Source organism: Mycobacterium sp. NGS49 (genome assembly GCF_059812565.1).
On the sequence record NZ_JCALCX010000026.1, the window covers coordinates 57,759 to 80,193 of the forward strand.

General features: G+C 65.6%; 22 protein-coding genes. 8 read left to right on the forward strand and 14 right to left on the reverse strand.

The genetic code is table 11. The features are described from left to right. Nucleotides 1-203 precede the first annotated feature (203 nt). Nucleotides 204-917 (forward strand): nucleotide-binding protein, encoded by a 714-nt coding sequence (locus tag AC5Y7D_RS23465; protein ID WP_499928174.1) that lies wholly within the window; start codon nt 204-206, stop codon nt 915-917. After that, nucleotides 917-1,792 carry a ParB/RepB/Spo0J family partition protein gene (locus AC5Y7D_RS23470; RefSeq protein WP_499928176.1) on the forward strand — a complete coding sequence of 292 codons (876 nt, stop codon included), beginning with the start codon at nt 917-919 and terminating at the stop codon, nt 1,790-1,792. Before AC5Y7D_RS23465 ends, AC5Y7D_RS23470 begins: the two co-directional genes overlap by 1 nt. Nucleotides 1,793-1,816: 24 nt before the next feature. Here AC5Y7D_RS23470 and AC5Y7D_RS23475 read toward each other — a convergent pair whose 3' ends face one another. Next, the gene (locus tag AC5Y7D_RS23475) at nt 1,817-2,245 is read right to left on the reverse strand and encodes a hypothetical protein (protein WP_499928178.1); all 429 of its coding nucleotides are present in this window, start codon (nt 2,243-2,245) and stop codon (nt 1,817-1,819) included. A gap of 191 nt (nt 2,246-2,436) precedes the next feature. Here AC5Y7D_RS23475 and AC5Y7D_RS23480 point away from each other — a divergent pair, with 191 nt between their 5' ends. Further along, complete coding sequence (locus AC5Y7D_RS23480) at nt 2,437-2,649, forward strand: hypothetical protein (protein WP_084023282.1); 213 nt, start codon at nt 2,437-2,439, stop codon at nt 2,647-2,649. On the opposite strand, the gene AC5Y7D_RS23485 is transcribed toward AC5Y7D_RS23480, so the two are convergent. The 4 genes from AC5Y7D_RS23485 to AC5Y7D_RS23500 form a co-directional block, all read right to left on the reverse strand. Beyond that, the gene (locus AC5Y7D_RS23485) at nt 2,639-3,571 is read right to left on the reverse strand and encodes a hypothetical protein (RefSeq protein WP_499928180.1); all 933 of its coding nucleotides are present in this window, start codon (nt 3,569-3,571) and stop codon (nt 2,639-2,641) included. The two genes, AC5Y7D_RS23480 and AC5Y7D_RS23485, sit on opposite strands and share 11 nt — an antisense overlap. A gap of 791 nt (nt 3,572-4,362) precedes the next feature. After that, a complete protein-coding gene (locus AC5Y7D_RS23490) occupies nt 4,363-4,980 on the reverse strand; it encodes a DUF5134 domain-containing protein (RefSeq protein ID WP_499928182.1) in 618 nt (205 codons plus the stop codon). Between the two features lie 58 nt (nt 4,981-5,038). After that, a complete protein-coding gene (locus AC5Y7D_RS23495; RefSeq protein WP_499928183.1) occupies nt 5,039-7,333 on the reverse strand; it encodes a copper-translocating P-type ATPase in 2,295 nt (764 codons plus the stop codon). 61 nt (nt 7,334-7,394) lie between these two features. Next, on the reverse strand, nt 7,395-7,700 hold the full coding sequence (locus AC5Y7D_RS23500; protein ID WP_499928185.1) for a DUF1490 family protein: 306 nt from the start codon (nt 7,698-7,700) through the stop codon (nt 7,395-7,397). A gap of 616 nt (nt 7,701-8,316) precedes the next feature. Between AC5Y7D_RS23500 and AC5Y7D_RS23505 the strand changes: the two genes are divergently transcribed. Next, the gene (locus AC5Y7D_RS23505) at nt 8,317-8,622 is read left to right on the forward strand and encodes a metal-sensitive transcriptional regulator (RefSeq protein ID WP_499928187.1); all 306 of its coding nucleotides are present in this window, start codon (nt 8,317-8,319) and stop codon (nt 8,620-8,622) included. Between the two features lie 103 nt (nt 8,623-8,725). Here the strand turns inward: AC5Y7D_RS23505 and AC5Y7D_RS23510 are convergent, their stop codons facing one another. The 8 genes from AC5Y7D_RS23510 to AC5Y7D_RS23545 form a co-directional block, all read right to left on the reverse strand. Next, a complete protein-coding gene (locus AC5Y7D_RS23510; protein WP_499928225.1) occupies nt 8,726-10,123 on the reverse strand; it encodes an NADH-quinone oxidoreductase subunit N in 1,398 nt (465 codons plus the stop codon). Between the two features lie 15 nt (nt 10,124-10,138). Beyond that, entirely contained in the window at nt 10,139-11,629 is a 1,491-nt protein-coding gene (locus tag AC5Y7D_RS23515) for a complex I subunit 4 family protein (protein ID WP_499928189.1), read from the reverse strand. Between the two features lie 3 nt (nt 11,630-11,632). Beyond that, the gene (locus AC5Y7D_RS23520) at nt 11,633-13,480 is read right to left on the reverse strand and encodes a proton-conducting transporter transmembrane domain-containing protein (RefSeq protein WP_499928190.1); all 1,848 of its coding nucleotides are present in this window, start codon (nt 13,478-13,480) and stop codon (nt 11,633-11,635) included. Then, nucleotides 13,477-13,779 carry an NADH-quinone oxidoreductase subunit NuoK gene (locus AC5Y7D_RS23525; protein ID WP_499928192.1) on the reverse strand — a complete coding sequence of 101 codons (303 nt, stop codon included), beginning with the start codon at nt 13,777-13,779 and terminating at the stop codon, nt 13,477-13,479. Before AC5Y7D_RS23525 ends, AC5Y7D_RS23520 begins: the two co-directional genes overlap by 4 nt. Further along, nucleotides 13,776-14,339: an NADH-quinone oxidoreductase subunit J gene (locus AC5Y7D_RS23530; protein ID WP_499928193.1), complete on the reverse strand. Its 564-nt coding sequence runs from the start codon at nt 14,337-14,339 to the stop codon at nt 13,776-13,778. The genes AC5Y7D_RS23525 and AC5Y7D_RS23530 overlap by 4 nt, the downstream gene beginning before the upstream one ends. Nucleotides 14,340-14,344: 5 nt before the next feature. Next, nucleotides 14,345-15,265 carry an NADH-quinone oxidoreductase subunit H gene (locus tag AC5Y7D_RS23535; protein WP_499928194.1) on the reverse strand — a complete coding sequence of 307 codons (921 nt, stop codon included), beginning with the start codon at nt 15,263-15,265 and terminating at the stop codon, nt 14,345-14,347. Beyond that, a complete protein-coding gene (locus AC5Y7D_RS23540) occupies nt 15,258-16,355 on the reverse strand; it encodes a hypothetical protein (protein WP_499928196.1) in 1,098 nt (365 codons plus the stop codon). Before AC5Y7D_RS23540 ends, AC5Y7D_RS23535 begins: the two co-directional genes overlap by 8 nt. Before the next feature lie 116 nt (nt 16,356-16,471). After that, nucleotides 16,472-16,816, reverse strand: coding sequence for an NADH-quinone oxidoreductase subunit A (locus AC5Y7D_RS23545; RefSeq protein WP_499928198.1), 345 nt, complete (start codon nt 16,814-16,816; stop codon nt 16,472-16,474). A gap of 285 nt (nt 16,817-17,101) precedes the next feature. Here AC5Y7D_RS23545 and AC5Y7D_RS23550 point away from each other — a divergent pair, with 285 nt between their 5' ends. Next, nucleotides 17,102-17,833, forward strand: a complete 732-nt coding sequence (locus AC5Y7D_RS23550; protein WP_499928200.1) for an LOG family protein — start codon at nt 17,102-17,104, stop codon at nt 17,831-17,833. Nucleotides 17,834-17,961: 128 nt separating this feature from the next. Here AC5Y7D_RS23550 and AC5Y7D_RS23555 read toward each other — a convergent pair whose 3' ends face one another. After that, entirely contained in the window at nt 17,962-18,348 is a 387-nt protein-coding gene (locus tag AC5Y7D_RS23555; protein ID WP_499928202.1) for a hypothetical protein, read from the reverse strand. A gap of 231 nt (nt 18,349-18,579) precedes the next feature. Here AC5Y7D_RS23555 and AC5Y7D_RS23560 point away from each other — a divergent pair, with 231 nt between their 5' ends. The 3 genes from AC5Y7D_RS23560 to AC5Y7D_RS23570 all read left to right on the forward strand — a co-directional run bounded on the left by AC5Y7D_RS23560 (nt 18,580) and on the right by AC5Y7D_RS23570 (nt 22,360). Further along, nucleotides 18,580-18,786, forward strand: a complete 207-nt coding sequence (locus tag AC5Y7D_RS23560; protein WP_499928204.1) for a heavy-metal-associated domain-containing protein — start codon at nt 18,580-18,582, stop codon at nt 18,784-18,786. 36 nt (nt 18,787-18,822) lie between these two features. Beyond that, nucleotides 18,823-21,078, forward strand: coding sequence for a heavy metal translocating P-type ATPase (locus tag AC5Y7D_RS23565; protein WP_499928206.1), 2,256 nt, complete (start codon nt 18,823-18,825; stop codon nt 21,076-21,078). 253 nt (nt 21,079-21,331) lie between these two features. Further along, nucleotides 21,332-22,360 (forward strand): threonine synthase, encoded by a 1,029-nt coding sequence (locus AC5Y7D_RS23570; protein WP_499928208.1) that lies wholly within the window; start codon nt 21,332-21,334, stop codon nt 22,358-22,360. Nucleotides 22,361-22,435: the final 75 nt, after the last annotated feature.

Here is a 22,435-nt window from a genome sequence, read left to right on the forward strand (position 1 = left end):
TGCGGATTTGGAGCAGGCTTTGCCACTTTACCGCGGTAAAGTGGCAAACACTGTGCCGGCGATCGCCGTCGTTGACGGGGGAGTGGTGTGCGCTCAAACGGCCGTGTGTCACTAGCGGCACAACCTGGCGGGGGCCGTTAGCATCAGGTCCTACCTCATCCGAAGTACTCCGCCGCGCGGGGGAAGCATACGGAAGGCCTTCTATGGCTGTGCACGTCGTTCTCAACCAGAAGGGCGGCGTCGGCAAGAGCACCATCGCGGTCAACTTGGCCGCCGTGACCGCCGACGTCCTCAACCACCACGACGATCCGGACGCCAGTTCGCCGGTGGCCGCCGTCTCTGTTGACCCGCAAGGCTCCGCGGTGTGGTGGGCCTCCCGGATCAACGATCTGCCGTTCCACATCGTGCAGGCCCACGACGATCTGGCCGGCCTGGCGCGTCTCAAGCAGCTCCCCGACATCAAACACGTCTACGTCGACACCCCAGGCTGGATCGACCTCGACGCCGGCGCCAACGCCAGCGACCCATTGGGCCGCGGACCGGCCGCCGACGCGCTGCGCGCTGTCCTCGACGTCGCCGACCAAGTCATCATCCCCATCGAGACCGAACCACTGTCGTTCGATCCGACCGCGCGCACCATTAACAAGGTCGTCAAACCACGCGGCCTGCCCTACACCGTGGTGATCAACAACTGGGACCCCCGCGACGGCACCCACGACCTCAACGAGACCAAGGAATTCATCCGGCTCAACGGGTGGCCCCTGGCCAACACCGTCATCCGCCACTACAAGCTGCACACCCGAGCCAGCGCCGACGGTCAAGTCGTCACCGAATACCCGGCCAACCGGGTCGCACTGCAAGCCCGCGAAGACTTCTACCGCTTTGCGCTCGAGCTCAACATCGGGGGAGGGAACTGATGGCGCCACGCGGAAAACGCACCAGCCTGGCCGCACTGGCCGGCGACGTCGGCGACAACTCGCCCGTCGACCAACCACCCGCCGACGTGGGGCCGCCGCGCAGCGCACCGCTGAGCGAATTGACCCCCAACCCGCGCAACCCCCGCGAGGACCTCGGCGACCTCACCGACCTGGCCTCCGTCGCCGACATGCAGCTGCAGCCCGCCGTCGTCGTCACCGCCACGGCGTACCGGGCCCTGTATCCCGACGACCGCATCACCACCCGCTACGTCGTGGTCAACGGGTGCCGGCGGCTGGCCGCGGCGCACAAATACGGCCGCACCGACCTCGACATCGTCGTCAACGACGCCATCGCCCGCGACCGCATCACCCTGATCTCGGCGGCGATCACCGAAAACGTCGACCGTCAAGACTTCGACGTCATCGAAGAAGCCCGCGCCGTGGAGGCCCTGGTCGCCGAGTGCGGCCGCGCCGACGAGGCCGGCCAGCGTCTGCACCGCACCGAAGGATGGGTGTCGCAGCGGCGCGCCCTGCTCAAACTGGCCCCGGAACTGCAAACCGCCTTGCGCCGCGGGGAACTGGCCATCCGCGAAGCCCGCTCCCTGGCCCGGGTGCCGCTTGAACAGCAAGTCGCCCGTTGGCGCGCAGCACTGGATAAACAGCAGTCCGGGGACGACAAGACCGCCCCCGAGAATCCCAAGCCGACCCCGTCGCGGTCGCGGGTCATCGCGACCGCGCTGGCTAAGTTCGACGCCGAACCCAACCTGCTCGCCGACGCGCTGCGCACCTACCTCGGCGACGACGGCCTCGCCCGATTGCTCACGCTGCTGCACCCCGCCCAACCCGGTGGCACCGCCGCACGCGGACGCTCCTAAACGACGCAGCTTTGGCTGCGCTCGTCACAGCTGATCAGCCAGTTCGCCCAGATGCCCCGGCGTGACGAACTGCGCCAGCGCGTCCAGATAGTTCTGGGCCGCGGCCCGATACTTCTCGGCCGCACTTTCGCCGGCCAGCATGTTCTGTTGCGCGGCAATCAGCAGCCGATTGACCTCTATCTGCGTGACCAGCTGCGCGCGTAGGTCAGCGAGATCGGTGTCTGATGGCGCGGCGGGGGAGGGGACTGCCGGAGCCGGCAAGGCGTCGGCGTAGACGTACCACCGCAAGCGCTCGGGGCGGGGAATGGCTCCGCCGCGCAGTTCCCCCGCTGTGATGGCGCGCACCACCGTGCGCGGGTCCTTGCCCAGCCGTGCAGCGGCCTCCTGCAGCGACACGTAGGGACCCGTCGGTGTCGTCTCCACACCTGGTGGCGCCTTTTTGAACTCGCTCATCGTCTCGATCCGCGCGGGGGAGCGCTCCTCTCCTAACGACACGATGCTATTAATTAGTGGCATTGTAGCGACTCGGGCGGGCGGCACGGCCATACATGTCGCTAATTAACGACATCAATGCCCTAAACTAGTGGCAGCGAGGCCGCGGTATCGCGGCAAGTTGTAGAGCGATGTTGTCGAGGGGAACAGTTGTGGCGACACAAACCGAACACCAGGCCCGGACCAGGAAGGGTACCGAGACCAGGCAACGCACCAAGATGGTGGGCCTGCGCCTCCGCCCCGAAGACCATCAGCGATTGACCCGGCTCGCCGAGCTCCGCGGCGTCAACGTCGCCGCCCTGTTTGAATCGACCGTGTCCGACCTGCTGGCGACGCCACTACCCGACGAAGCACTCACCGCCTAACTCCGACACAAGACGCTAGCCACGCGAGAAGGTACGGGCGGCGGATCTCATCAGGTGCATCGACCGCCCCGCCTGCCGCCATCGGTGGCGAACGGGCGTGCACCGTTCGCCGACGACGGTGTATCACGCACCAGAATTTTCGCAGTTCAGGACGGTTTTCGGTCCCGAAAGGGCCCGATTCTCTGCAGCAAGCGCCTGATCTCAGAACCTGGTCCGCAGGCCCTCGGCCACTTCTCGGGCTCATGTCGATCAGCGCCTCCGCCCAGAGCCGCTCGGTGGCATCGCTGCGGTACAACGGCTCCGGGTTGGAGCGGCTGACCAGCTTGAGCACGACCTGGTACCCGTTCTCGCGTGAAAGCGGGCCACCGCCGATCAGGCCGAAGATGAACGAGGTCAGGTTCGAGTCCTTGTACGCGGCCAGGCACCGGGACACCCTCTGCCTCAGCGCCCGGCTGTCGTCCTCGGTGAGGTCGGTGATGTCGGCGGCCCCGCTGACCACGGCCCACACCTCGTGGAACCCGGCCGGCGCGAATGGCGTGAGCCAGGCGACCCGGCCGGTCTGCCCGACCCACCGGGGGCCGCCGGCCTCCTGTCGATCAGGGCCGCCCAGTAGTTCCCGTTCCGCTCCTGCCAGGCCGCCGACCGCTCGGCGAGCGGCGCTGGCCGGTAAGGCCGTGGGCGTCGTGCGCCGACTGCAGGTGCGGATGCACCAGCGAGGCGCCCGCGCGCGGCAGGTAGTTGGCCTTGACCGAGCTTCACGCGCCGTCGGGTCGGTGCGCCGCACCCTGTGAGCGTGCCGGACCATGGCGGCCAGGGCATCCCCGACCAGGGCGGACGTGAGCTCGTCGAGGTCGAGGAAGTGCGACCCGGGGTCGTAGATGCCGACCGCGCTGTGGGTCGCGTAGGCCACGATGTTCGCCACGACCACCGCCCGGCCGCAGCGGATCCGGCCCACGGCGGTGAGCTCGGGCGGGAACTGGAAGGTGGCCGTCTTGAGGCGTCGCTGTCCAAGGGGCAGAACGCGGGCGGGGCCGTGAGCTCGGTCAGGTCCGGCCGGTCCGGGGCTGCAGCTTCACCCCGGTGAGGATCCGGGCGCTCCCCCGGTCAGCGGGTCCTGCCGCCAGCGCAGCCGCGCCCGGGTCCAGGCCCTCCCGCGGGGAGGTCGGGCACTCGCGCTTCAAGGTCCCGTTCGTCGAACTGGATCGCAGCCACGGTGATGACCGTAACGGCCCCCGGAAGCGGGCGGCACGCGAACCACGGAAATCGGCCGCGGTCCGCCGGAGACCTGCGATAACAGCACCTGCTTCTAGTGCGGTGGGGCTGCGCGAAGTCAGAGAAGTAACGGTGTCATCCTGCGGTCGCGATCGCGTACGGGTCGGCGACTGCGCTCGTCGTCGAGTCTCGCGGCACTGTGTTCGAACGCTACTGGGCCGCCCCCGGTGACCCTCGCCTTTTCGACAGCGCCGGCCAACTCATCGCCGTCATCGCCGAGCTCAGGCACCCCCGCAACGGCCACAGCCTGCCTCAGCAGGCCCGGCGTCGCACTTACCGACATCAACCACCGCCTGGCGGGGCAGTCCGGGCCGCCCTCCGCGGCAGCACCACCGATTTCAGCCGTGTTCCATGCTGAACCGTACCGTGGGCGCACAAGGGGGAGCGGCGCACGGAAATTTGGATCGGACCGGAGGGCGACGCGCTGGGGCGCTGCATTGCTCAGATCGCGAAAAGCGTTGCCCCGAATAAGACTGCCATGGCGGCTGCTGTCATCGCCTGCGCGACGTTGCCCAGTGGCCCGAAACGCGTTGTGGCGCGCCGCCGCTCGACCAAGTATGTGGCCACCCAGAAAGCTGCGGCGATTGTGAAAACGACGGCGCCGAGCCAATTCACTGCGGTGAATAAGGCGGGTGCTTCGCTGCTCGCCTGTTCGTTCATCGCTGGCATGTCCATGCCGGGCATCGGAGTGCTCGGCGAGTGGGGGGATTGAACGTGCACAGGGTTGTTCATGCTGACATACATCCACGCCGTCGCCAGCATCATCAACGCGTGGTATCCGTTGGACATTCGTGGATAGCGCGATCGGACCGCAATCGTGGCTACCGCTAGGAACCACAACGCTGCCAGCAGGAAGAATACGGCGGGTCCGACAGTGGGTACCTGTGCGCCCCATGGCCAAGCCATCACGGCCATGGAGATGGCCATCAGCAGATGCAGACCGTGGCTGACCGCCGCTGTCGCAGGGAGGCGTCTGATGAGGAGCGGTAAACCGCATTCAGTGGCTCCTAGCGCGAAGAGTCCCGTGACGACCCAGCGCAGCAGCAAATCATGGATCATACGGTCGCAAGCCGCTCGGATCGCGGTGGTTGATGATGGTCGGGACAGGAGGCTGCTGTCATCGGTCGCGGCCGAAGCGCCGCAGGCGCAGGGAGTTGGTAACCACGCTCACCGACGACAGCCCCATCGCAGCGCCCGCGACGACGGGATTCAGCAGCCCCATTGCCGCCAGCGGTATGGCGGCGGTGTTGTAACCGAAGGCCCAGCCCAGGTTCTGGTGGATCGTGCGCAGCGTCTGTCGGGAAAGCTGGAGCGACCGCACCACACCGTCGAGGTGGTCGGACATCAGGGTGATGTCTGATGCCTCGATGGCCACGTCCGTGCCGCTGCCGATCGCGATCCCCAGATCGGCCTGCACGAGCGCCGGGGCATCGTTGACGCCGTCGCCGACCATGGCCACCAGCCGGCCCTCTTCTTGGAGCCGGCGGACCTCGTTGACTTTGTCTTCGGGCAAGACCTCGGCCAGCACCTGGTCGATGCCGACCTGGTCGGCGATGGCGGCGGCGGTGCGGGCGTTGTCGCCGGTGATCATGGCAACCTGCAGCCCCATCGCATGCAGCTGACGCACTACGTCACGGGCGTCGTCTTTGATCGTGTCAGCGACCGCGAGCACGCCGACCACTCGGTCGTCGCGGCCAACGAATACCGCGGTGCGGCCCTGCTCTTCGAGTCTGGCGGCGGCCGCAGCGAGATATTCGGGGAGACGCAACTCGTTTTCGTCGACCAGTTTGCGCCGCCCGACCAGCACGGCTTGGCCATCGACCTGGGCGCGGACGCCGTGGCCGGCCAGGTTGGTAAACCCTGTGGCCGTTACGATATCGAGGCTGCGTTCTCGGGCGCCGGAGACGATAGCCGCGCCGATAGGGTGTTCCGAGCCCGACTCGACCGCGGCAGCAATCTGCAGCACCGTATTTGACTTCTGTCGCTTGTCGGGGATGACATCGGTGAGTTGCATCTGGCCGCGGGTGAGGGTGCCGGTCTTGTCGAACACCACAGTGTCGATTTTTTTCGACGCTTCCAGGACCTCTCCGCCTTTTACCAGAATCCCCATCTCCGCGCCGCGGCCGGTGCCGACGATGATCGCGGTGGGAGTGGCCAGCCCCAGCGCGCACGGGCAGGCGATGATCAGCACCGAGACTGCCGCGGTCATCCCCGCGATCGGGTTGGCCGCGAAGATCGCCCAGCCGGCAAACGTCAGGGCGGCCACACCCAGGACGGCGGGCACGAACACCGCCGAGACCTGGTCGGCCAACCGCTGCACCGGGGCTTTGCCGCCTTGGGCCTGCTCGACCAGATGCACAATCCGGGCCAGTGCGGTGTCGGCCCCGACTGCAGTGGCGCGCACGGTCAGCAGCCCGTCGATATTGACGGTGGCCCCGGCCACCCCGTCGCCCACGGATTTCTCCACCGGGACGGATTCGCCGGTCAGCATCGACTCATCGACGGCGGCACGTCCGTCGATTATCTCGCCGTCGACGGGGATTTTCTCCCCGGGCCGCACCAGCAGCAGGTCGCCGACCTGCACCTGCTCCACCGGCACCAGAATCTCTTGACCGTCGACGAGCAGGCAGGCTTCCTTGGCGCCCATCTCCAGCAGTTTGCTGATCGCCTCGCGGGTCTTGCCGGTCGCTCGGGCCTCGAAGTAGCGGCCCAACACCACGAACGCAATGATCAACGCCGCGGTGTCGAAGAACAGCGGCCCCCCGGCGAAGAGCTGGTAGGTGGAGTACGCGAACGCCGTCAGCGTGCCCAACGTGATCAGCGTGTCCATGTTGGCGGTGCGTGCCCGCGCCTGCTGGACGGCCCCCGTCAGGAACGGCCAGCCGGCCACGAACTGCACGGGCACCGTCGCGGCAAAGGCCAACCACCCCGCCCAGGAGGCGCCGATCACCATCGGCGCTGCCATCGACACCAATCCGAGCGGCACGGCCAGCCACACCCGTCGCAACCACTTGCGCTGCTCACCCTTGGCATCTGTCGCTGGCGCCCCATGACACGACGCCACTGGCTGATGACAGTCACCTTCGCCGGCGGGCGCTTCGGCCGCAGGGCCGGTCGAGAGTCCCAGCAACCGGAAGATCCCGCCGGCAATCCTTTGCACCACACCGGGATCGCCGGAATGCACGGAGTGTGGGGCGCGTGCGGGGACCGATTCCGCTGGGATGTGCTGGGCCTCGGCGATCGCCGACAGGACCGCAGCGGTGTCGCAGTCATCCGGCGAATACCAGATCACCACCGAAGCCGATCGCGGGTAGGCATGCACCGCCTGCACACCAGCCACCGTGGCAACAGCATCTTCGATCGCCACGGCCCGGACTTCGTTGAAGTCAAAACCGCTGGCGCGCAAACGCATTCGCCCGCCACCCTGGGATATGACGGTCAGCGCGAGGTGAGTTTCGGGACTAACCCGAGTGTCAGTGGCAAGCATTGCCGGGCTTGGGAGTCAAGGTCGACGTCGTCGCTACCGCCGTGGGTGGTTCAACCCGTTCTCCGATGCGGTCTGCTGCCTCAGCGAGTACGTCTGCCACGGCCAACCGAGCACGCTCGGCGCCCGCTTTGGTCTTGCGCTCGGTCGTGCGCGCCGCGCGAAGGCCCAAAGCAGTTGCGCTGACCGTCACCTTCCGCCAGGGCGCCTTCCCCAACGCGTCATACGCCACGGCACCGACCAATCCTGTCACCACGGCGGGCACCGCCTTCGCCAAAATTCCCTGCCACGCCATCTTGAACCTTCCTTACCATTGTTGAAACGATCACATGCTGCGGACTGTGAGGGCCCCAAGCGACATTGTCGCTGTTCGGCAGCGGTTCGTCATCCGCCAAATCTGAACGCCGCTTGGGGGCATAACCTGAGGACACCTGTATGGAGATGGGTCTCGCGCCTGGCGTGGTAGTAGCGGGGTCGTTACGTCTTGGCACCCTGAGCTCATTGAAGATCCCTGGGATGCGCCGTTGTCTCGCGGTTGCAATTCCGAGGCCCTACCTCACTGACCACACGGGGCACGTCTTCACCTCAGGTGCGGCCAGCCTGCTGGGTTGAGTCGAAGCCGCCGCAGGTGCAGCCAGTGCATCTCCCGCAGCAGTCGCAGTTCTTGTCCATAGCGGAGACGGTACCCCCACAGGGTACCCTGCGCAAGCGGTGCAATCTGGCAGTCGGGCGGATTGCCCGCAGGCAGGCAAGCCCTCATTGGACTCTTCGCCGAACGGGGTCAATCCTCGGTCGCTGTTGGCAAGTTTCGAAGTTGCGGCACCCCTCCCGGGTATGGTGTCACCAAGGATGTCATTAGCGGCCGACCACGCTCGGCACGCGGCAATGAACCGAACGACCCGATGACGAGAATGCTGGGAGTACAGGTGGGAACCACATACGGATACGCGGCGAATAAGGACGCGTATGCCAAGCGGCTGCGCAGAGTCGAGGGCCAAATCCGCGGTATTTCCAAGATGATCGATGAGGATAAGTACTGCATCGACATTCTGACCCAGATCAGTGCGGCCAGCAGCGCGTTGCGGTCTGTGGCTTTAAACCTTCTCGATGACCATCTTGATAGCTGCGTCAGTCAAGCAATCGCTGAGGGCGGAGCACAGGCTGACGCGAAGCTCACCGAGGCTTCGGCGGCAATCGCCCGACTTGTGCGCTCGTGACCAATTGACGGTCGCTGACCCTCGCGGATCGCTGACCGGCTTGGTCCGACCCTCCTCTAGAGTAATTAACGGTTCGCCCAACATCGGCGCGGGGGTGCATCGGCTACCGCAGTGGTGCTGTTGCGAGCACGTCCCACAGCGGCCCCGCCGCAATGCCGACTCCCAGGCTCAGTGCTGCCGCGACAAGCGCGGTGCGCGCAGACCACCCGCCAGTGTTGAAATCGTCTGAGAATTCCGGCTTCTGGAATACCGGAGCGACCCAACGCAAATAGTAGAAGAGGCTGAGAAGGCTGTTGACGAACACCACCACGGCCAACCACGCGAGACCACCGTCCCAAACGGCCATGGCGGTGGTGAGCTTCGCGACGAAGACACTGGTGGGCGGGGTGCCGACCAATCCGAGCAGCGCCACCACCAGGGCTCCGGCCAGCCAGGGCCGGGCTCGCGCCATGCCACGGTAGGCGTTGAGGTCGCGCCGATCGGGCAGTGCGGTGCTCACCGCGAACGCCGCGCTGTTCGTGATGGTGTAGCCGACCAGATAGAACAGCAGCGACGGAAGGGCCAGCTCGCTGCGGCCGGCGACGGTGATCGGCACGAGTAGGTAGCCGACTTGGCTCACAGTCGACCAACCCAGGAGCCGACGGGGATCCTGCTGCCCGAAGGCGGCCAAGTTGCCCAAAGTCATACTCGCGACAGCGAATATCGCGATCAGCAGTGGCCACGCAACCGTGTCCGGCAGCACGATGGCCACGCGGTACAGCGCAATCACTGCGCCGATTTTGGGCACTGTTGTCAAGAATACGGCCGCTACACCATTGGCAGCTTGAGCGGCGTCGGGAACCCAGAAGTGGGCGGGCACGCCGCCTGCTTCGAACATCAGTCCTGCCACCACGGCCACGACCCCGGTCGCCACTACCGCGGCGGGCGCGCCGCGCAATTGTGCGGCGAGTTCGTTGTAACGGGTAGCCCCGCTGATCCCGTAAAGTACGGTCACACCCAGCAGCAAAATGATCCCGAACATGGCGCCGACCAGGTAAGTCTTCAACGCTGCCTCGGCCGCCAGGCCCGACCGCAACAGTCCGATCAGTCCGTAAAGCGGGATGCTGGCCAGCAGGTATCCGGTGGCCAGGACGAGCAGGTCGTCAGTCCCGGCGAGGACCATGACGCCGGCGGTCGAAAAGAGAAGCAGCGCATAGGTTTCGCTTTCCCGGGCCGTTGCTGTGATGTCGTCGCCGGCTAGCGTCAGAACCATCAGGACCCCGATCGCGGCGGTGATCCGCGCCACCGCGGTGGTGCTGTCGACGGCGAAGGCTCCCTCGAGCGCCATCTGATCCGGGGCCGCCATTCCGACCGCCGCGACCACGACGACACCGATAAGCGTTGCGGCTGCGATGATTCGGGCCCACCATTGACGGTTGCGGGGTAGAAATGATCCGCCGATCAGCACCAGCAGGCCGCCGCCGAATGTCAGCATCTCCGGCAGCATCAGCAGCGGCCGCATCCCGGTGTTCACCAGCTATCTCCCCACCAGCCCGATCAGCGTGCGTGACGCCGGCTCGATCACATCCAGCAGTGGGCGCGGCAACACGCCGATCAAGATCGAGAGCATGAGAAACATTCCTGCCGAGCCGGTTTCGGACGGGTGCAGATCCAGGAAGTTCCGCGAGTGGCCACGGGTCTCGCCGGTGAAGATGCGCTGCAGGGCGCGCAGAAACAAGGCTGCGGTGATCAGGATGCCCGGTAGCGCGACCGCGGTGAGTGGTGCGGCCGCGATGCTGCCGGTGAAGATTTGAAACTCGGCGATGAAGCCGGAGAATCCCGGCAGCCCCAGTGAGGCGAACGCGCCGAGTGTGAACAGCACGGCCAGCTTCGGGGCCGGTGCAGCCAGACCGCCGTAGGAGTCCATGTCGTAGCTGCCGGCGCGGTCGTAGAACACCCCGGCGAGCAAGAACAGCGCACCGGTGATCAGACCGTGGCTGACCATCTGCGTGACCGCTCCACTGACCGCCACCGCGCGCGCCTGGTCGGTGTTGCCTGAGAGCAGGCCGGCAGCGCCGAGCGCCAGCACTACGTAACCCATGTGGTTCACCGAGGTATAGGCCACCATGCGCTTGAAGTCCTGCTGCGCCAACGCAACCAGCGCTCCGTAAAGCACCGAGACGACGCCGACGGCGATGATCGCCCAGGCCCAGGCGCGCCAGGCGTGCGGCAGCATCGGCATCGCGATTCGCACGAACCCGTAAGTGCCCATCTTGAGCAGTACCCCCGCCAGCACGGCCGAGCCGATGGCCGGCGCGTCGGTATGAGCAGGGGGAAGCCAGGTGTGGAAGGGAACCGTGGGTGTCTTGACTGCCAGACCGAGCAGGATCGCCGCGAGGACCAGCCTGCCCGCCAGCGGGCTACTCGCCAGCGGGTCGGCGGCGATCAGCTCGAGCATGTCGAACGTGTGCGGATTGGCGGCGATGTACAAGCCGATGAAGCCCACCAGCAGCGCCAGCGAACCCAGAAAGGTGTAAAGGAAAAACTTCAGCGCCGAACGGGCGGCGTCGCCGTGGCCCCATCCGGCGATCACGAAGTACATCGCCACGATCGACAGGTCGAAGAACACGAAGAACAAGATCAGGTCCGCAGCGACGAACAGACCCAGGCTCACGGTCTGCAGAAACAGGAACAACGCGGCCTGCGACCTGGGCCGGTTGTGACCACGCAACCCATACAGCGCGCAGGCCAGGAAGATCACCGCGGACATGACCACCAGCGGCAGCGACAAACCGTCGACGCCGATGTGGTAGCTGCTGTTTACTCCCGGGATCCAGCGGGCCCGCTCCTCGAAAGCCAGCCCGTTGGGGCCCGGTGTCTTATAGCGTGCCCACGCCAGCACCGTCAGCGCCAGATCCACAGCGGTGAGGGCGACCCACACCCAGCGGGCTGCGGTTTCGACCGACTTGGGTATGGCAAGCACACCCACCGCGGCGGCCAACGGCAGAAAAACGATCAAACTGAGCACCTGTCACCTCACCGCTATCAGTAGCAGGACGCCTGCCACGACCACCACCACGGCGACGAGGTAGTACTGGTGCAGCTGGCCGGTCTGCGGTCTGCGGGCCAGCGCCCCGAGCTGACGTGTTCGCCTCGCCAGCGACTCCACCGCGGCATCAACACGGCGGTCATCGATGCGCGCCGCCCACCGGCCGGCTTTCAGCGACCCGGCGGCGATCCGGTCCACGGCCCGGTCGAGAATCCCGTCGTCGAACCGGGCCAGCGCGTGAGCCAGGCGCATGGTGGGACGGGCGACCACCGCGTCGACGGCCTGCTGCAGGCCAAGCCAGTCGGCGGCCCACCGCGGCTCGGGCACCCCCCAGCGCATCACCGCGGCCACTACGAGAAGCGCCAACAGCGCCGACGTGGCCAGTTCCGGCACGGTCGAGTACGCGGTCGACCCGTGGTCGAGAACACGGCTCAACGCCGGCGCGATGGGCGGCAATGCCAGCACCCCTGCCACGGCGGCGCCAGCGGCTAACACAAGGATCGGCAGCTGTAGAAAGGCGTTGGGCGCCTTGAGCTTCGGCGACCTGGGATCGCCGATCGGCGCCGGCGTCCCCCACACCGCAACGAGAATCTTCGCCGCGTAGGCCGCCGACAGCGCGGCGGCCACCAGCCCCACCGCATAGAGCGCGATCGAGTGTTCGAGTGCAACCGCCAGCACGGCGTCCTTTGTCGCCCACAGGGATAGCGGCGCAATTCCCGCCAGCGCGGCCGCACCGATGGTGGCGCACCAGCCGACCAGCGGCCATCGCCGGGCGACACCGTTCAGCTTGTCAAGGTGTTTGGTGCCGAGCAATGAGAGCCATGCGCCGGCGGCAAGAAAGAGCCCGGCCTTGGTGAAAGCGTGCGCGACCAGCTGCGCGGCGCCACCGCTGACCGTACCCACCCCTGCTGCCATCACCACAAACCCGAGCTGCGCCGCGGTGGAGGCGGCGAGCAACTGTTTGAGGTCGCGTTGGGCCACCGCAACAGCACCCAGCAGTACAGCGGTCACGGCGCCGGTCCAGGCTGCCAACTCGGCGGCCCATCCAGTGGCCGCCAATAGCGGCTGGATGCGCAGCAGCAGGTACGCGCCCATGGCCACCATGGCGGCCGAGTGCAGTAGTGCGCTAACGGGGCTGGGGCCCTCCATTGCGCGCGAAAGCCAGAACGAAAACGGCAGCTGCGCCGCCTTGCCCAAGGCGGCGATGAACAGACCGACCGCAATGACATTGCGCCACAGTGTGTTCGCGTGGGACAGGTCCGCCAGCGCCAGCCCCGCGCCGCCGGCAAGCGCCGCGCCGGCGGCCAGATACATCCCGAGGTCGGCGCTGCGGGTGGTCACGAACGCGGTGAGACCGGCCGACATCCGAAAGTCGTCGCGCCACCAGAACCCGATCAGCGCATACGACGCCGCCCCCATCACTTCCCACGCCAGCAGCAGCGCGGGTAACGTGCCGGCGGTTGCGGTCAGCAGGGCGGCGGAGGCGAACAGCAGCATCAACCCGTGGAATCGACCCGCGGCTTCGCGGATGTCCGCCACGGCGAACACCAGGACCAGCAAGGTGACGAGCGCGACCGCGGGGACCACCAACGCCGACAGGCGATCCACGGACAGTCCGAACTGCCCACCTGCCACAAAAGCGACGCTCACAGCGGGATGAGTCATCGCTACCACGATCGACAACGCGACCACAACCGCGGACACCGTTACCGATATTCCAGCCGCGAATCGATCCCCGCGGCGCGTAAGGAGCAGTGCCGCGCCGCAGCCTGCCGGAAGGCAGATCAGCAGCCACAACGCCGGCTGCGTTGTCGAGGTCACCCCGTTCACCCGGCCAAGTCTGCGGCCGTGTCGGTCATGTCGGTGCGGCGCTCGCGGTGCAGCAGCGTAGCCACGGCGAATCCCATCGCCATCTCCACCGTCATGGCGGCGATGATCACCAGCAGCACCACCTGTCCGGCCGGTACGGGTGCCGAGAACCACCAGAACCCGCCGGCCGCCAGTATGACGGCGTTGATCATCAGCTCAAGGCCCATCATCACCATGACGACGACCTGCTGCGACAGTGCTCCGTAAAGGCCGACGCTGAATAACGCGGCGGCCACCAACAGAACGGTTTGCAGTGTCATCGCCCCAGCCCGCCGGGTTGTGGATCGCTCGCGGGCCTGCGTTTGAGGTCGTCACCGAACCGGTCGTAGCGGCCGCGGCGGGCGGCCAGGACGACGCCGGCGACGATGGTCGCGACCATCACCGGGCTGATCACCGTCATGGCCAGCATGCTGGGCCCCATCAACTCCTCGCCGAGCGCGAAGGTCAGATCCTTCGGCGGTGGGCCGCGCCTCGCCGGCCAGTCGGTGAGCAGGATCCCCGACGCCAGCACCACGAACGTTCCGATCGCAGCGGCTAATGCGCGTCGGTTGTCGTGCACCATGCTCATGGGCATCAGCGCCGGGTTCATGCCCATGAACATCACCATGTAGACCGCCATCACGGCCATCTCCATCACCATCATCAAGATGATGACGATGCCGATGTAGTTCTGTTGCAACAGCACAACCGCGACACCGACCGCGATGAACGAAACCGCCAAGGCGTAGGTGGCGCGGGCCATGGAATTGACAATGAAAACGGCGGCTCCGGCCAGCACGGCGGTCACGGCAACGACCCAGAACACGATGTCAACGATCATGAGAGTCACTTCCTCACTGCGATGATGGCCACGACGAGGTCTTGCACAAGCGTGAGCGGCAAGAGCACCATCCACCCGATCTCCAGAAATTTTTCGGGTCGCAGCACCGGAAGCCGCCCGCGCAGCCAAACAAACACCGACAGCAAGCCGATGGTCTTCACCAACACCCATGACCAGGCCGGTAACAGTGGACCCGCACCGCCGCCGAGGAACATCGGCACCGCGAACGCCGCACCGGCAGCCAACAGGGTGTAGCGGCCCGCCTGGAATACGAGCCGATCCACCCCGGACAGTTCCGCGGTGACACCGCCGGCAATATCAGCTCCCAGCGCTGCAGAGAAGGGTCCCCACACCGAAAAAGCAACTGCCCCAAGGCAATACACGACGAACGCGACCGGCATCCACACCGCGAACCACAGTCCGTGTTGAGCGGCGGCCACGTCGGCGACCCGTAGACTTTGCGCGGCGATGGGCGGTGCGACCAGCGCGAACATCAACGGCATCTCGTAGCCGAGCCCATGAGCCAGGAATCGGTAGCCCCCGACCAGCGGATGGGCGGAGTTCGGACCCCACCCGGCAAGCCACACCAGCGCCCACACCATCACATCCATGGCGTTGAACCACATGACTCCGACGTCGAGATCGGCCAGCGTCCAGCGCCCGAACGGCACGACAGTCACCATGAGCGACGCGGCGACGATCAGCCCCGCTCCGCCGGCACGCCATAACAACGTATCGGCGGCTACGGTGGTGCGGCGGCGCTGCCGCATCAGCCGCGCGACTTCGTAGAGCGCAGTACCCGGCCCGGCGCCGCGGGCAGCAAGCACGCCGTCGAGGGTCGCCGCATAGAAGCCGAGGCACAGGAGCAATGCCACGCCGCCCAGCGCCCACACACCCGGGACCGTGGTGATCGAGACGTCAGCCATGGCGACCGCCCGGGTGCGATGCGGTGTCGATACCGAGGCTGGCGATCACCAGCCGGGCGGTCCCAAGGTCAAGGCCGCTCACCATCTGAGGCAACACGGCGATGACGCTGTTTGCAGGAGCGCCGACACCGTGTGGTTTCGCTGGATTCGCTAGCGCATGCCGCGCCATGTCGACCTGCGCGAGGAGGCGGTCGTAGCAATCGCCGGCCAGGACAGTCGGCAGCTCGAGGGTCTTGCAGTCCTCGGGTGTCAACGATGCGATGTCGCGCAATGACCAGTGCAGCGTTCGAGAGCGTCGAAGCTTGCGGTGCAGGGTGTCCAGCAGCGAAGCGGCGTGCCCGGCGTCCGCGTCGTTGAGCAGCTCGTCCCGCGCGGTACGGGCGATTGCTGCCGCACCCGGCCAGGCGGCCAGTGCCAGCAGATCAACGACATGGTCACAATGTCGCGCCGCGGCGTGGTTCCTGGGTTCCGGCGGCGGAATGCCGTAGTCGAAACCGTTGTCAACGACCCACGCCTCGGCTTGCGTGAGCACGTCTCCCTGCAACGAGCACCGCACCGCCAGCCCCGCAGGCCAGTAGCACAGCACTGGCCCAAGGCGAAGGTGCAGCACATCCATTTCCAAACCGTCGCGGTCATCGCCGCCTTCGGCCAGCGCAATCCCATCCGGCGCCATGTCCATGTCGCCGTGGTGCATGTGCTGGTGTGCGCTGTGGTCCATATGCCCGTGTTCGCCGTGGTCCGCATGCCCGTGCTCGCCGTGGTTCATGGCGCTGTGGTCAGTCTGCTCGTGGTGTTCGTGCTCACGGTGGTCCATATGCCCGTGCTCGCCGTGGTTCATGGTGCCGTGCTGATTTCCGCTCAATTCCGGAGATTGAGCGCGCTCGCGAGCATCCTGGCGGTGCCTGTCTACCTCCACCAACTGCATGGCGGCGCTGTGCAGGGCCGACTCGACCGCTTGGGGATCGGGCAGCTCGACGCGAACCCGGGGCCCCGGCATCTGGTACCAGACCCGGTCGATCGCCTCGTTCAGTTCCGGTCCCGGCGTACCGCAGACCGCCAACACGTCAGCGTCGGCCGGGGATGTAGCCACACACCAACCCCGGACTCGAAGTCGGTGTTCGGCCTCTGCGCGCACCACCCAGAACCCTCGGGCCTCCACGATGAGAACGTGTGCCCGCCGTGCTGCGCATCGGGCCAGCCGCTGCGTCAGACCCATCTCAGGGCGCCCTCGCGCCATGCCCACGCCACCGCCACGAGTAGCGCTGCCAGAAAGAGAAACATCTCAGTGATTGCGGTAGCACCCATTTTTTTGACCACCAACGCCCACGGGTACATGAACAACATCTCGACATCGAAGGCGAGAAATACCAAAGTCGCCAGATACCACCGAACGTGATAGCGCGACAACGCATGCTCTTCTGGTTCCCACCCGGACTGGAAAGGCAGCGCCATCAGCGTGGTGGGGCTGATCGCAGTAAAGCGGTGCAACCCGTAAACACTGGCGAGCCCGGCGACGCTGAGTAACAGCATCCACGCCACACCCGCATACATCGCGGCTCCTAGTCTTTTGTGGTGGCACGAAATCGGTACCCTTGCGGCCGCTTCTCAAACTCCTGCCGTCGATCGCTTCCCGTTGGCCAGGCGCGGAGCGATGTTCACCAGTGAGTTCCCTCGGTGCCGGGCAGTGCCGCTGAAATAACGTATCAGCACCCGCGGGTGGGGGTAGTTTTCAACCGACGACCAGTTTGGACCTTGATCACTTCACTGCCGGGCGACCGACCAAGCTGCTTGGGGCCTTCGGTTTCATCGGTGCCGTGGCCCTGGCACGATCGGCCAATGCATGAATCAAGAGGCCGCGTCCCCGCAACATGCGACGAGGAGCTGCTCTCCTGCCTGGGCCCGGGCTTTCCAGCCCTGGCCGGCAGCGATCCCGAACGCGTTGTCAGGATCCGCGACGAGGTGGCGCAGGGCTTTGCGGCGCTAGCGGACGTCACCCATGCCGTGTCGTTCTTCGGTTCCGCCCGTACACCGCCGGATCATCCACACTACAAGCTGGCCCGCAAGCTGGCTGCACGACTGGGCAGCTTGGGGTTCGACATCATCACCGGCGGCGGACCCGGGATCATGGAGGCCGCGAACCGGGGCGCCCGCGACGCCGGAGTGCGGTCGATCGGTCTTGTCATCGAGCTGCCCTACGAGCAGCAGCAGAATCCGTTCATCGACCTCTCACTTCAGTTCAATTATTTCTTCGTGCGCAAGCTGATGTTCGTCCGCTACGCGTCGGCGTTCGTGGTTCTTCCGGGCGGCTTCGGAACGCTCGACGAGCTTTTCGAGGCCCTGACGCTCATACAGACTCAGAAGATCCGAAACTTCCCCGTCGTGCTTGCGGGTTCTGACCACTGGACCGGGCTGGAACGGTGGATTCGTGACCGGCTGCTGGAGACGGAACTGGTATCGGGAGAGGACGTTGACCTGCTCGTGATCGCCGATGATCCGGACCAGATCGGCGAGATTGTCAAGCGATGGCGCCGACGACAGCTGGAGTCCTACCGCCCATCGGAATCATGAGACGGATGTCGAAGCGGCACACCATCTCGACTAAAGGCCATTGCCCCGGCCGGCAGCAGCCGACTGCGGAGATGCGATGCATTTCGAGGAAGCCGTCAGGTCAGGTCGGCATCAGGCGCTAACCCGCGCTACGACCCGAAGGCCCAGGACGAGATGTCGGACATCCGTACGCGAAGCTGATCGTGCGAATAGATTTCATCGCCACTGCGGCGGTAGGTAACTCGAGACAGGTGTATGTACTCGTGGAACTCACCCCCATTCGGGCAGTTCGGACAGTTGCCCTCGGTCGAGCTCTGTCGGCTGTGGTCGACGCCGACCGTTTGCAGGTAGCCAAGGACCTTCTGGTCGAAATACCAGCAGGGTTCGATGACACCCGTCACGGTTCCCCATGGCAGGTGCAGCGTCACGTCGACGTCTGCGCCGGGCGTGTGCGGATTGGACTCGATTGCGTTGATGATCAGGTGAAGTGAGCGGTCGGTCGTCCCGGACGCGCAAGGCGCATCGGTCGCGGTCACGCCCTCTCTTTGGCCTTCCGGCATCTGCTGTCCCCTCGTCGCCGACGTTGATCGTGCCTGTGTGTGGGCAGTCAAAACGGGTACTCACCATTTTTACTCTATGCCGCAGTCACGACATCGCGATTGCCGAGAGAAATAGGACCGACCACCGTGCCGTCCGTCCTTGATTACCCTAGGGGGGTATGGTAGACATGAATTATCAGGCACGATGCATTCAGATTGGAGAGCGGCATGAGCACCCTGACAGTCACCGTTTCTGGGATGACGTGCGGGCACTGCGCTTCTTCTGTCCGTGAGGAAGTCAGCAACATCGCTCAAGTCACAGCCGTGGACGTGAAGCTCGGCAGTGGCAAGGTGACCATCAACAGCGACGGCGTGATCGAGCTGGACGCGATCAAGGATGCGGTGGAGGCAGCGGGCTACCAGTTGGTCCGCTGAGACGACCTGTCGCGATTTAATTGAGGGGAACAGAGCATGGACTCTGCCACGGAAACCACCCAACATCTTGAGCTACGGATCGGCGGGATGACGTGTGCTTCGTGCGCGGCCCGAATTGAGAAGAAGCTCAACAAGATCGACGGCGTCAGCGCGTCGGTCAACTACGCGACCGAGAAGGCCAGCGTCGCTTACATCGGCACCGTCTCACCCGACCAGCTCGTGACGACGGTTGAGCAAGCCGGCTACACCGCGGAAGTGCCTAGGCTGAGCTCACCCGCCATGGACGACGAGTCCACGGAGCCGGGCGGGGAGCCGGATGCAGTCGCGTCGCTAAGGCAACGTCTGCTGGTTTCACTGGTATTGACCGTGCCGGTGCTCGCGATGGCCATGGTGCCCCCACTGCAATTCGCTAATTGGCAATGGCTCTCGTTGACGCTGGCCGCGCCGGTGGTGGTATGGGGCGCCCTGCCGTTCCATAAGGCCGCATGGACCAACCTGCGGCACCGCACCGCCACCATGGACACGTTGATCTCGATGGGCACGATTGCCGCGCTGGGCTGGTCGGTCTACGCGTTGTTCTGGGGCACGGCCGGCATGGCCGGCATGCGCCACCAATTCGAGCTGACCATTTCCCGCACCGACGGCAGCAGCAACATTTATCTGGAGGCCGCCGCAGGTGTTACTACCTTCATCCTCGCAGGCCGGTTCTTTGAGGTCCGGTCCAAGCGGCGCGCCGGCGCCGCGCTGCGCGCGCTGCTCGAGCTCGGCGCCAAGATTGTCTCGGTGCGCAGAGATGGTGTCGAGCAACGCATTCCGATCGAGCAGCTCGCCATCGGTGACGAGTTCGTAGTACGACCCGGCGAGAAAGTGGCGACCGATGGCGTGGTGATTGAGGGCTCCTCCGCGGTGGACGCCTCCCTGCTGACCGGGGAGTCTATGCCGGTTGAGGTCGGCCCCGGGGATCAGGTGGTGGGCGCCACCGTTAACGTCGGTGGACGAATTGTGGTGCGCGCCAAAAGGATTGGTTCGGATACCCAGCTAGCCCAGATGGCCAAGCTGGTCGAAGAGGCGCAGTCGGGCAAGGCGCAGGCGCAGCGGTTGGCCGACAGGATTTCCGAAATCTTTGTGCCGATCGTGATCGCGCTGTCGCTGGCGACACTCGGGTTCTGGATCGCCGCAACCGGGTCCATCGCCGCCGCTTTCACTGCGGCGGTGTCGGTGCTGATCATCGCGTGCCCGTGCGCGCTGGGTCTTGCCACACCGACGGCCTTGATGGTCGGCACCGGCCGTGGCGCACAACTCGGGATCTTGATCAAGGGACCCGAAGTGCTGGAATCGACGCGTCGAATCGACACCATCGTGCTCGACAAGACCGGCACCGTCACCACCGGCGACATGACCCTGCTCGACGTGATCGCTGCGCACGATGAACAGCCCGCCGAGGTGCTGCGGTTGGCGGGCGCGCTGGAGGACTCCTCCGAACACCCGATCGGCAGGGCGATCGCGCAGGCAGCTCGTCACAAAGTCGGCGACCTGCCAACCGTCGAGTGTTTCGCCAACCTGGAAGGTTTGGGCGTGCAAGGGGTTGTCGAAGGATACGCGGTGACAGTAGGCCGCCGGCAACTCCTGGCGGATAGGTCGCAGCAGCTTCCGGAGAGACTTACCCGATCGCTGCGTCAGGCCGAGTCCGAGGGCAAGACAGCGGTGGTGGTCGGCTGGGACGACAAGGCGCGGGGAATCCTGGTAGTGGCGGATGCGGTCAAGCCGACATCGGCCGAGGCCGTCGCACGGCTGCGCGCGCTGGGATTGACCCCGATCATGCTTACCGGCGACAACGCGGCCGCGGCCCGCACCATCGCCGGCCAGGTCGGCATCGACCAGGTCATCGCCGACGTTCTACCGCGAGACAAGGTGGAAACCGTGCGACGGTTGCAGGCCGAAGGGAAGGTGGTGGCCATGGTCGGCGACGGTGTCAACGACGCCGCGGCCCTGGCGCAAGCCGATCTGGGCCTGGCGATGGGGACCGGCACCGATGTCGCAATCGAGGCCAGCGATCTGACACTGGTACGCGGTGACCTGCGCGCGGTGCCTGACGCGATTGAACTTTCGCGCAAGACATTGGCGACGATCAAGGGCAATCTGTTTTGGGCGTTTGCCTACAACATTGCCGCGTTGCCGCTGGCAGCCGCTGGGATGCTGAACCCCATGCTGGCTGGTGCGGCTATGGCGTTCTCGTCGGCATTCGTGGTCACCAACAGCCTCCGGCTGCGCACCTTCAAGCCGCGCTCGTAACCAACGCCGACACCAGGCAGCCGACCTCGATATGAACGCACGATATCTCGGATTGCTTCGTTGTCCCCGGTGTGGCGAGGAAGCACCGGAAGATCGAGCATCCTTCGGATGTCCTCGCTGCGCCCGCGACGGCATCGGGGTGAATCTCACTCCCGCGTACGCGCTGAACGCGGGCTCCTTGCCCTGGGAGGCCTCCCAGTCAGGAATTTTCGGATTTCGTGATTTGCTGCCCTTCGCGCCAGAGGATGCGCCGGTGACCTTGGGCGAAGGTCAGACGCCCGTCATTCCGTTGAATCGGCTTGGGCCTCGGCTTGGACTACACAGACTCCTGCTCAAAGACGAAGCCCGCAATCCGACGTGGTCATTCAAAGACCGGCTGGCGGCGGCGGCCGTCACCAAGCCGGTGGCATCAGGAGCTTCGACTGTCATTGTTTCGTCGACCGGAAACCACGGCGCAGCAGTAGCCGCCTACGCAGCCGCGGCAGGGCTTCGGTGCGTGGTTCTCACGCTGTCGTCGGTACCGCGCGAGATGAGCATTCTCATCCGAGGCTATGGCGCCTGCGTCGTAGCGTATGAGAAGGGCCCGGACCGGTGGTCGGTGCTGCGACAAGCGGTCGAGGCGTTCGGCTGGACGCCGATATCTGGCGCAGTGACCCCGCCGATCGGTTCCAACCCGTTCGGGGTGGAGGGATACAAGACAATCGCCTACGAGCTGTGGCGACAACTCGGGGAAGCGCCCGACGTTGTCGTCGTCCCGACGGCCTACGGTGACGGGTTGGCCGGTATTCGCCGGGGTTTTGCTGATCTGATTGGTCTCGGCCTCAGCACCCGCATGCCCAGATTGGTCGCGGTCGACCCGTTCGGTGCCTATGCCCAGGGGCTCCAAGCCCCACCCGGACGTCAGCCCACCGTCCCCACCCGATCGTCAACCGCATTTTCGGTCGCTGCGCGGGTGGCAACCTATCAGGGATTGGACGCAATCAGGGCCACCAAGGGGACGGCCGTAGCAGAACCGAGCGATGACGCGATCATTCGTATGCAACTCGAATTGGCGTCGAGCGAAGGCATCTACGCAGAAGGTGCGTCAGTGTTGACGGTACTCGCCGCTCAGCAGCTCGCTGACAGAAGTTGGATCGGTGCTGACGAGAGCGTCGTATTGCTGTCGACGTCGACCGGGCTGAAAGATCCCGGCGCGACGGCCAGCCGGCTGCCCGATCTACCGGTCCTCGCGCCCACCTTGACAGCCCTCGAAGCGGCGCTACCGGACGGCATGTGCCTATGACCTGCCGATCCACACGGCGAACCGTCACCATGGCGAGGACTCCGGTCCGGTCAGACAACCGTTGTGTTGTGCCGG

Bases quoted from the DNA above. Each gene is read 5' to 3' on its own strand.
- AC5Y7D_RS23475 (WP_499928178.1), bottom strand. From the start codon at position 2,245: ATGAGCGAGTTCAAAAAGGCGCCACCAGGTGTGGAGACGACACCGACG.
- AC5Y7D_RS23525 (WP_499928192.1), bottom strand. From the start codon at position 13,779: ATGACACTGCAAACCGTTCTGTTGGTGGCCGCCGCGTTATTCAGCGTC.
- AC5Y7D_RS23535 (WP_499928194.1), bottom strand. From the start codon at position 15,265: ATGGCTGACGTCTCGATCACCACGGTCCCGGGTGTGTGGGCGCTGGGC.
- AC5Y7D_RS23505 (WP_499928187.1), top strand. From the start codon at position 8,317: ATGCTGGGAGTACAGGTGGGAACCACATACGGATACGCGGCGAATAAG.
- AC5Y7D_RS23495 (WP_499928183.1), bottom strand. From the start codon at position 7,333: ATGCGTTTGCGCGCCAGCGGTTTTGACTTCAACGAAGTCCGGGCCGTG.
- AC5Y7D_RS23500 (WP_499928185.1), bottom strand. From the start codon at position 7,700: ATGGCGTGGCAGGGAATTTTGGCGAAGGCGGTGCCCGCCGTGGTGACA.
- AC5Y7D_RS23530 (WP_499928193.1), bottom strand. From the start codon at position 14,339: ATGATCGTTGACATCGTGTTCTGGGTCGTTGCCGTGACCGCCGTGCTG.
- AC5Y7D_RS23510 (WP_499928225.1), bottom strand. From the start codon at position 10,123: ATGCGGCCGCTGCTGATGCTGCCGGAGATGCTGACATTCGGCGGCGGC.
- AC5Y7D_RS23470 (WP_499928176.1), top strand. From the start codon at position 917: ATGGCGCCACGCGGAAAACGCACCAGCCTGGCCGCACTGGCCGGCGAC.
- AC5Y7D_RS23565 (WP_499928206.1), top strand. From the start codon at position 18,823: ATGGACTCTGCCACGGAAACCACCCAACATCTTGAGCTACGGATCGGC.
- AC5Y7D_RS23560 (WP_499928204.1), top strand. From the start codon at position 18,580: ATGAGCACCCTGACAGTCACCGTTTCTGGGATGACGTGCGGGCACTGC.
- AC5Y7D_RS23490 (WP_499928182.1), bottom strand. From the start codon at position 4,980: ATGATCCATGATTTGCTGCTGCGCTGGGTCGTCACGGGACTCTTCGCG.
- AC5Y7D_RS23465 (WP_499928174.1), top strand. From the start codon at position 204: ATGGCTGTGCACGTCGTTCTCAACCAGAAGGGCGGCGTCGGCAAGAGC.
- AC5Y7D_RS23545 (WP_499928198.1), bottom strand. From the start codon at position 16,816: ATGTATGCGGGTGTGGCGTGGATGCTGTTACTCAGCGTCGCCGGGCTC.
- AC5Y7D_RS23550 (WP_499928200.1), top strand. From the start codon at position 17,102: ATGCATGAATCAAGAGGCCGCGTCCCCGCAACATGCGACGAGGAGCTG.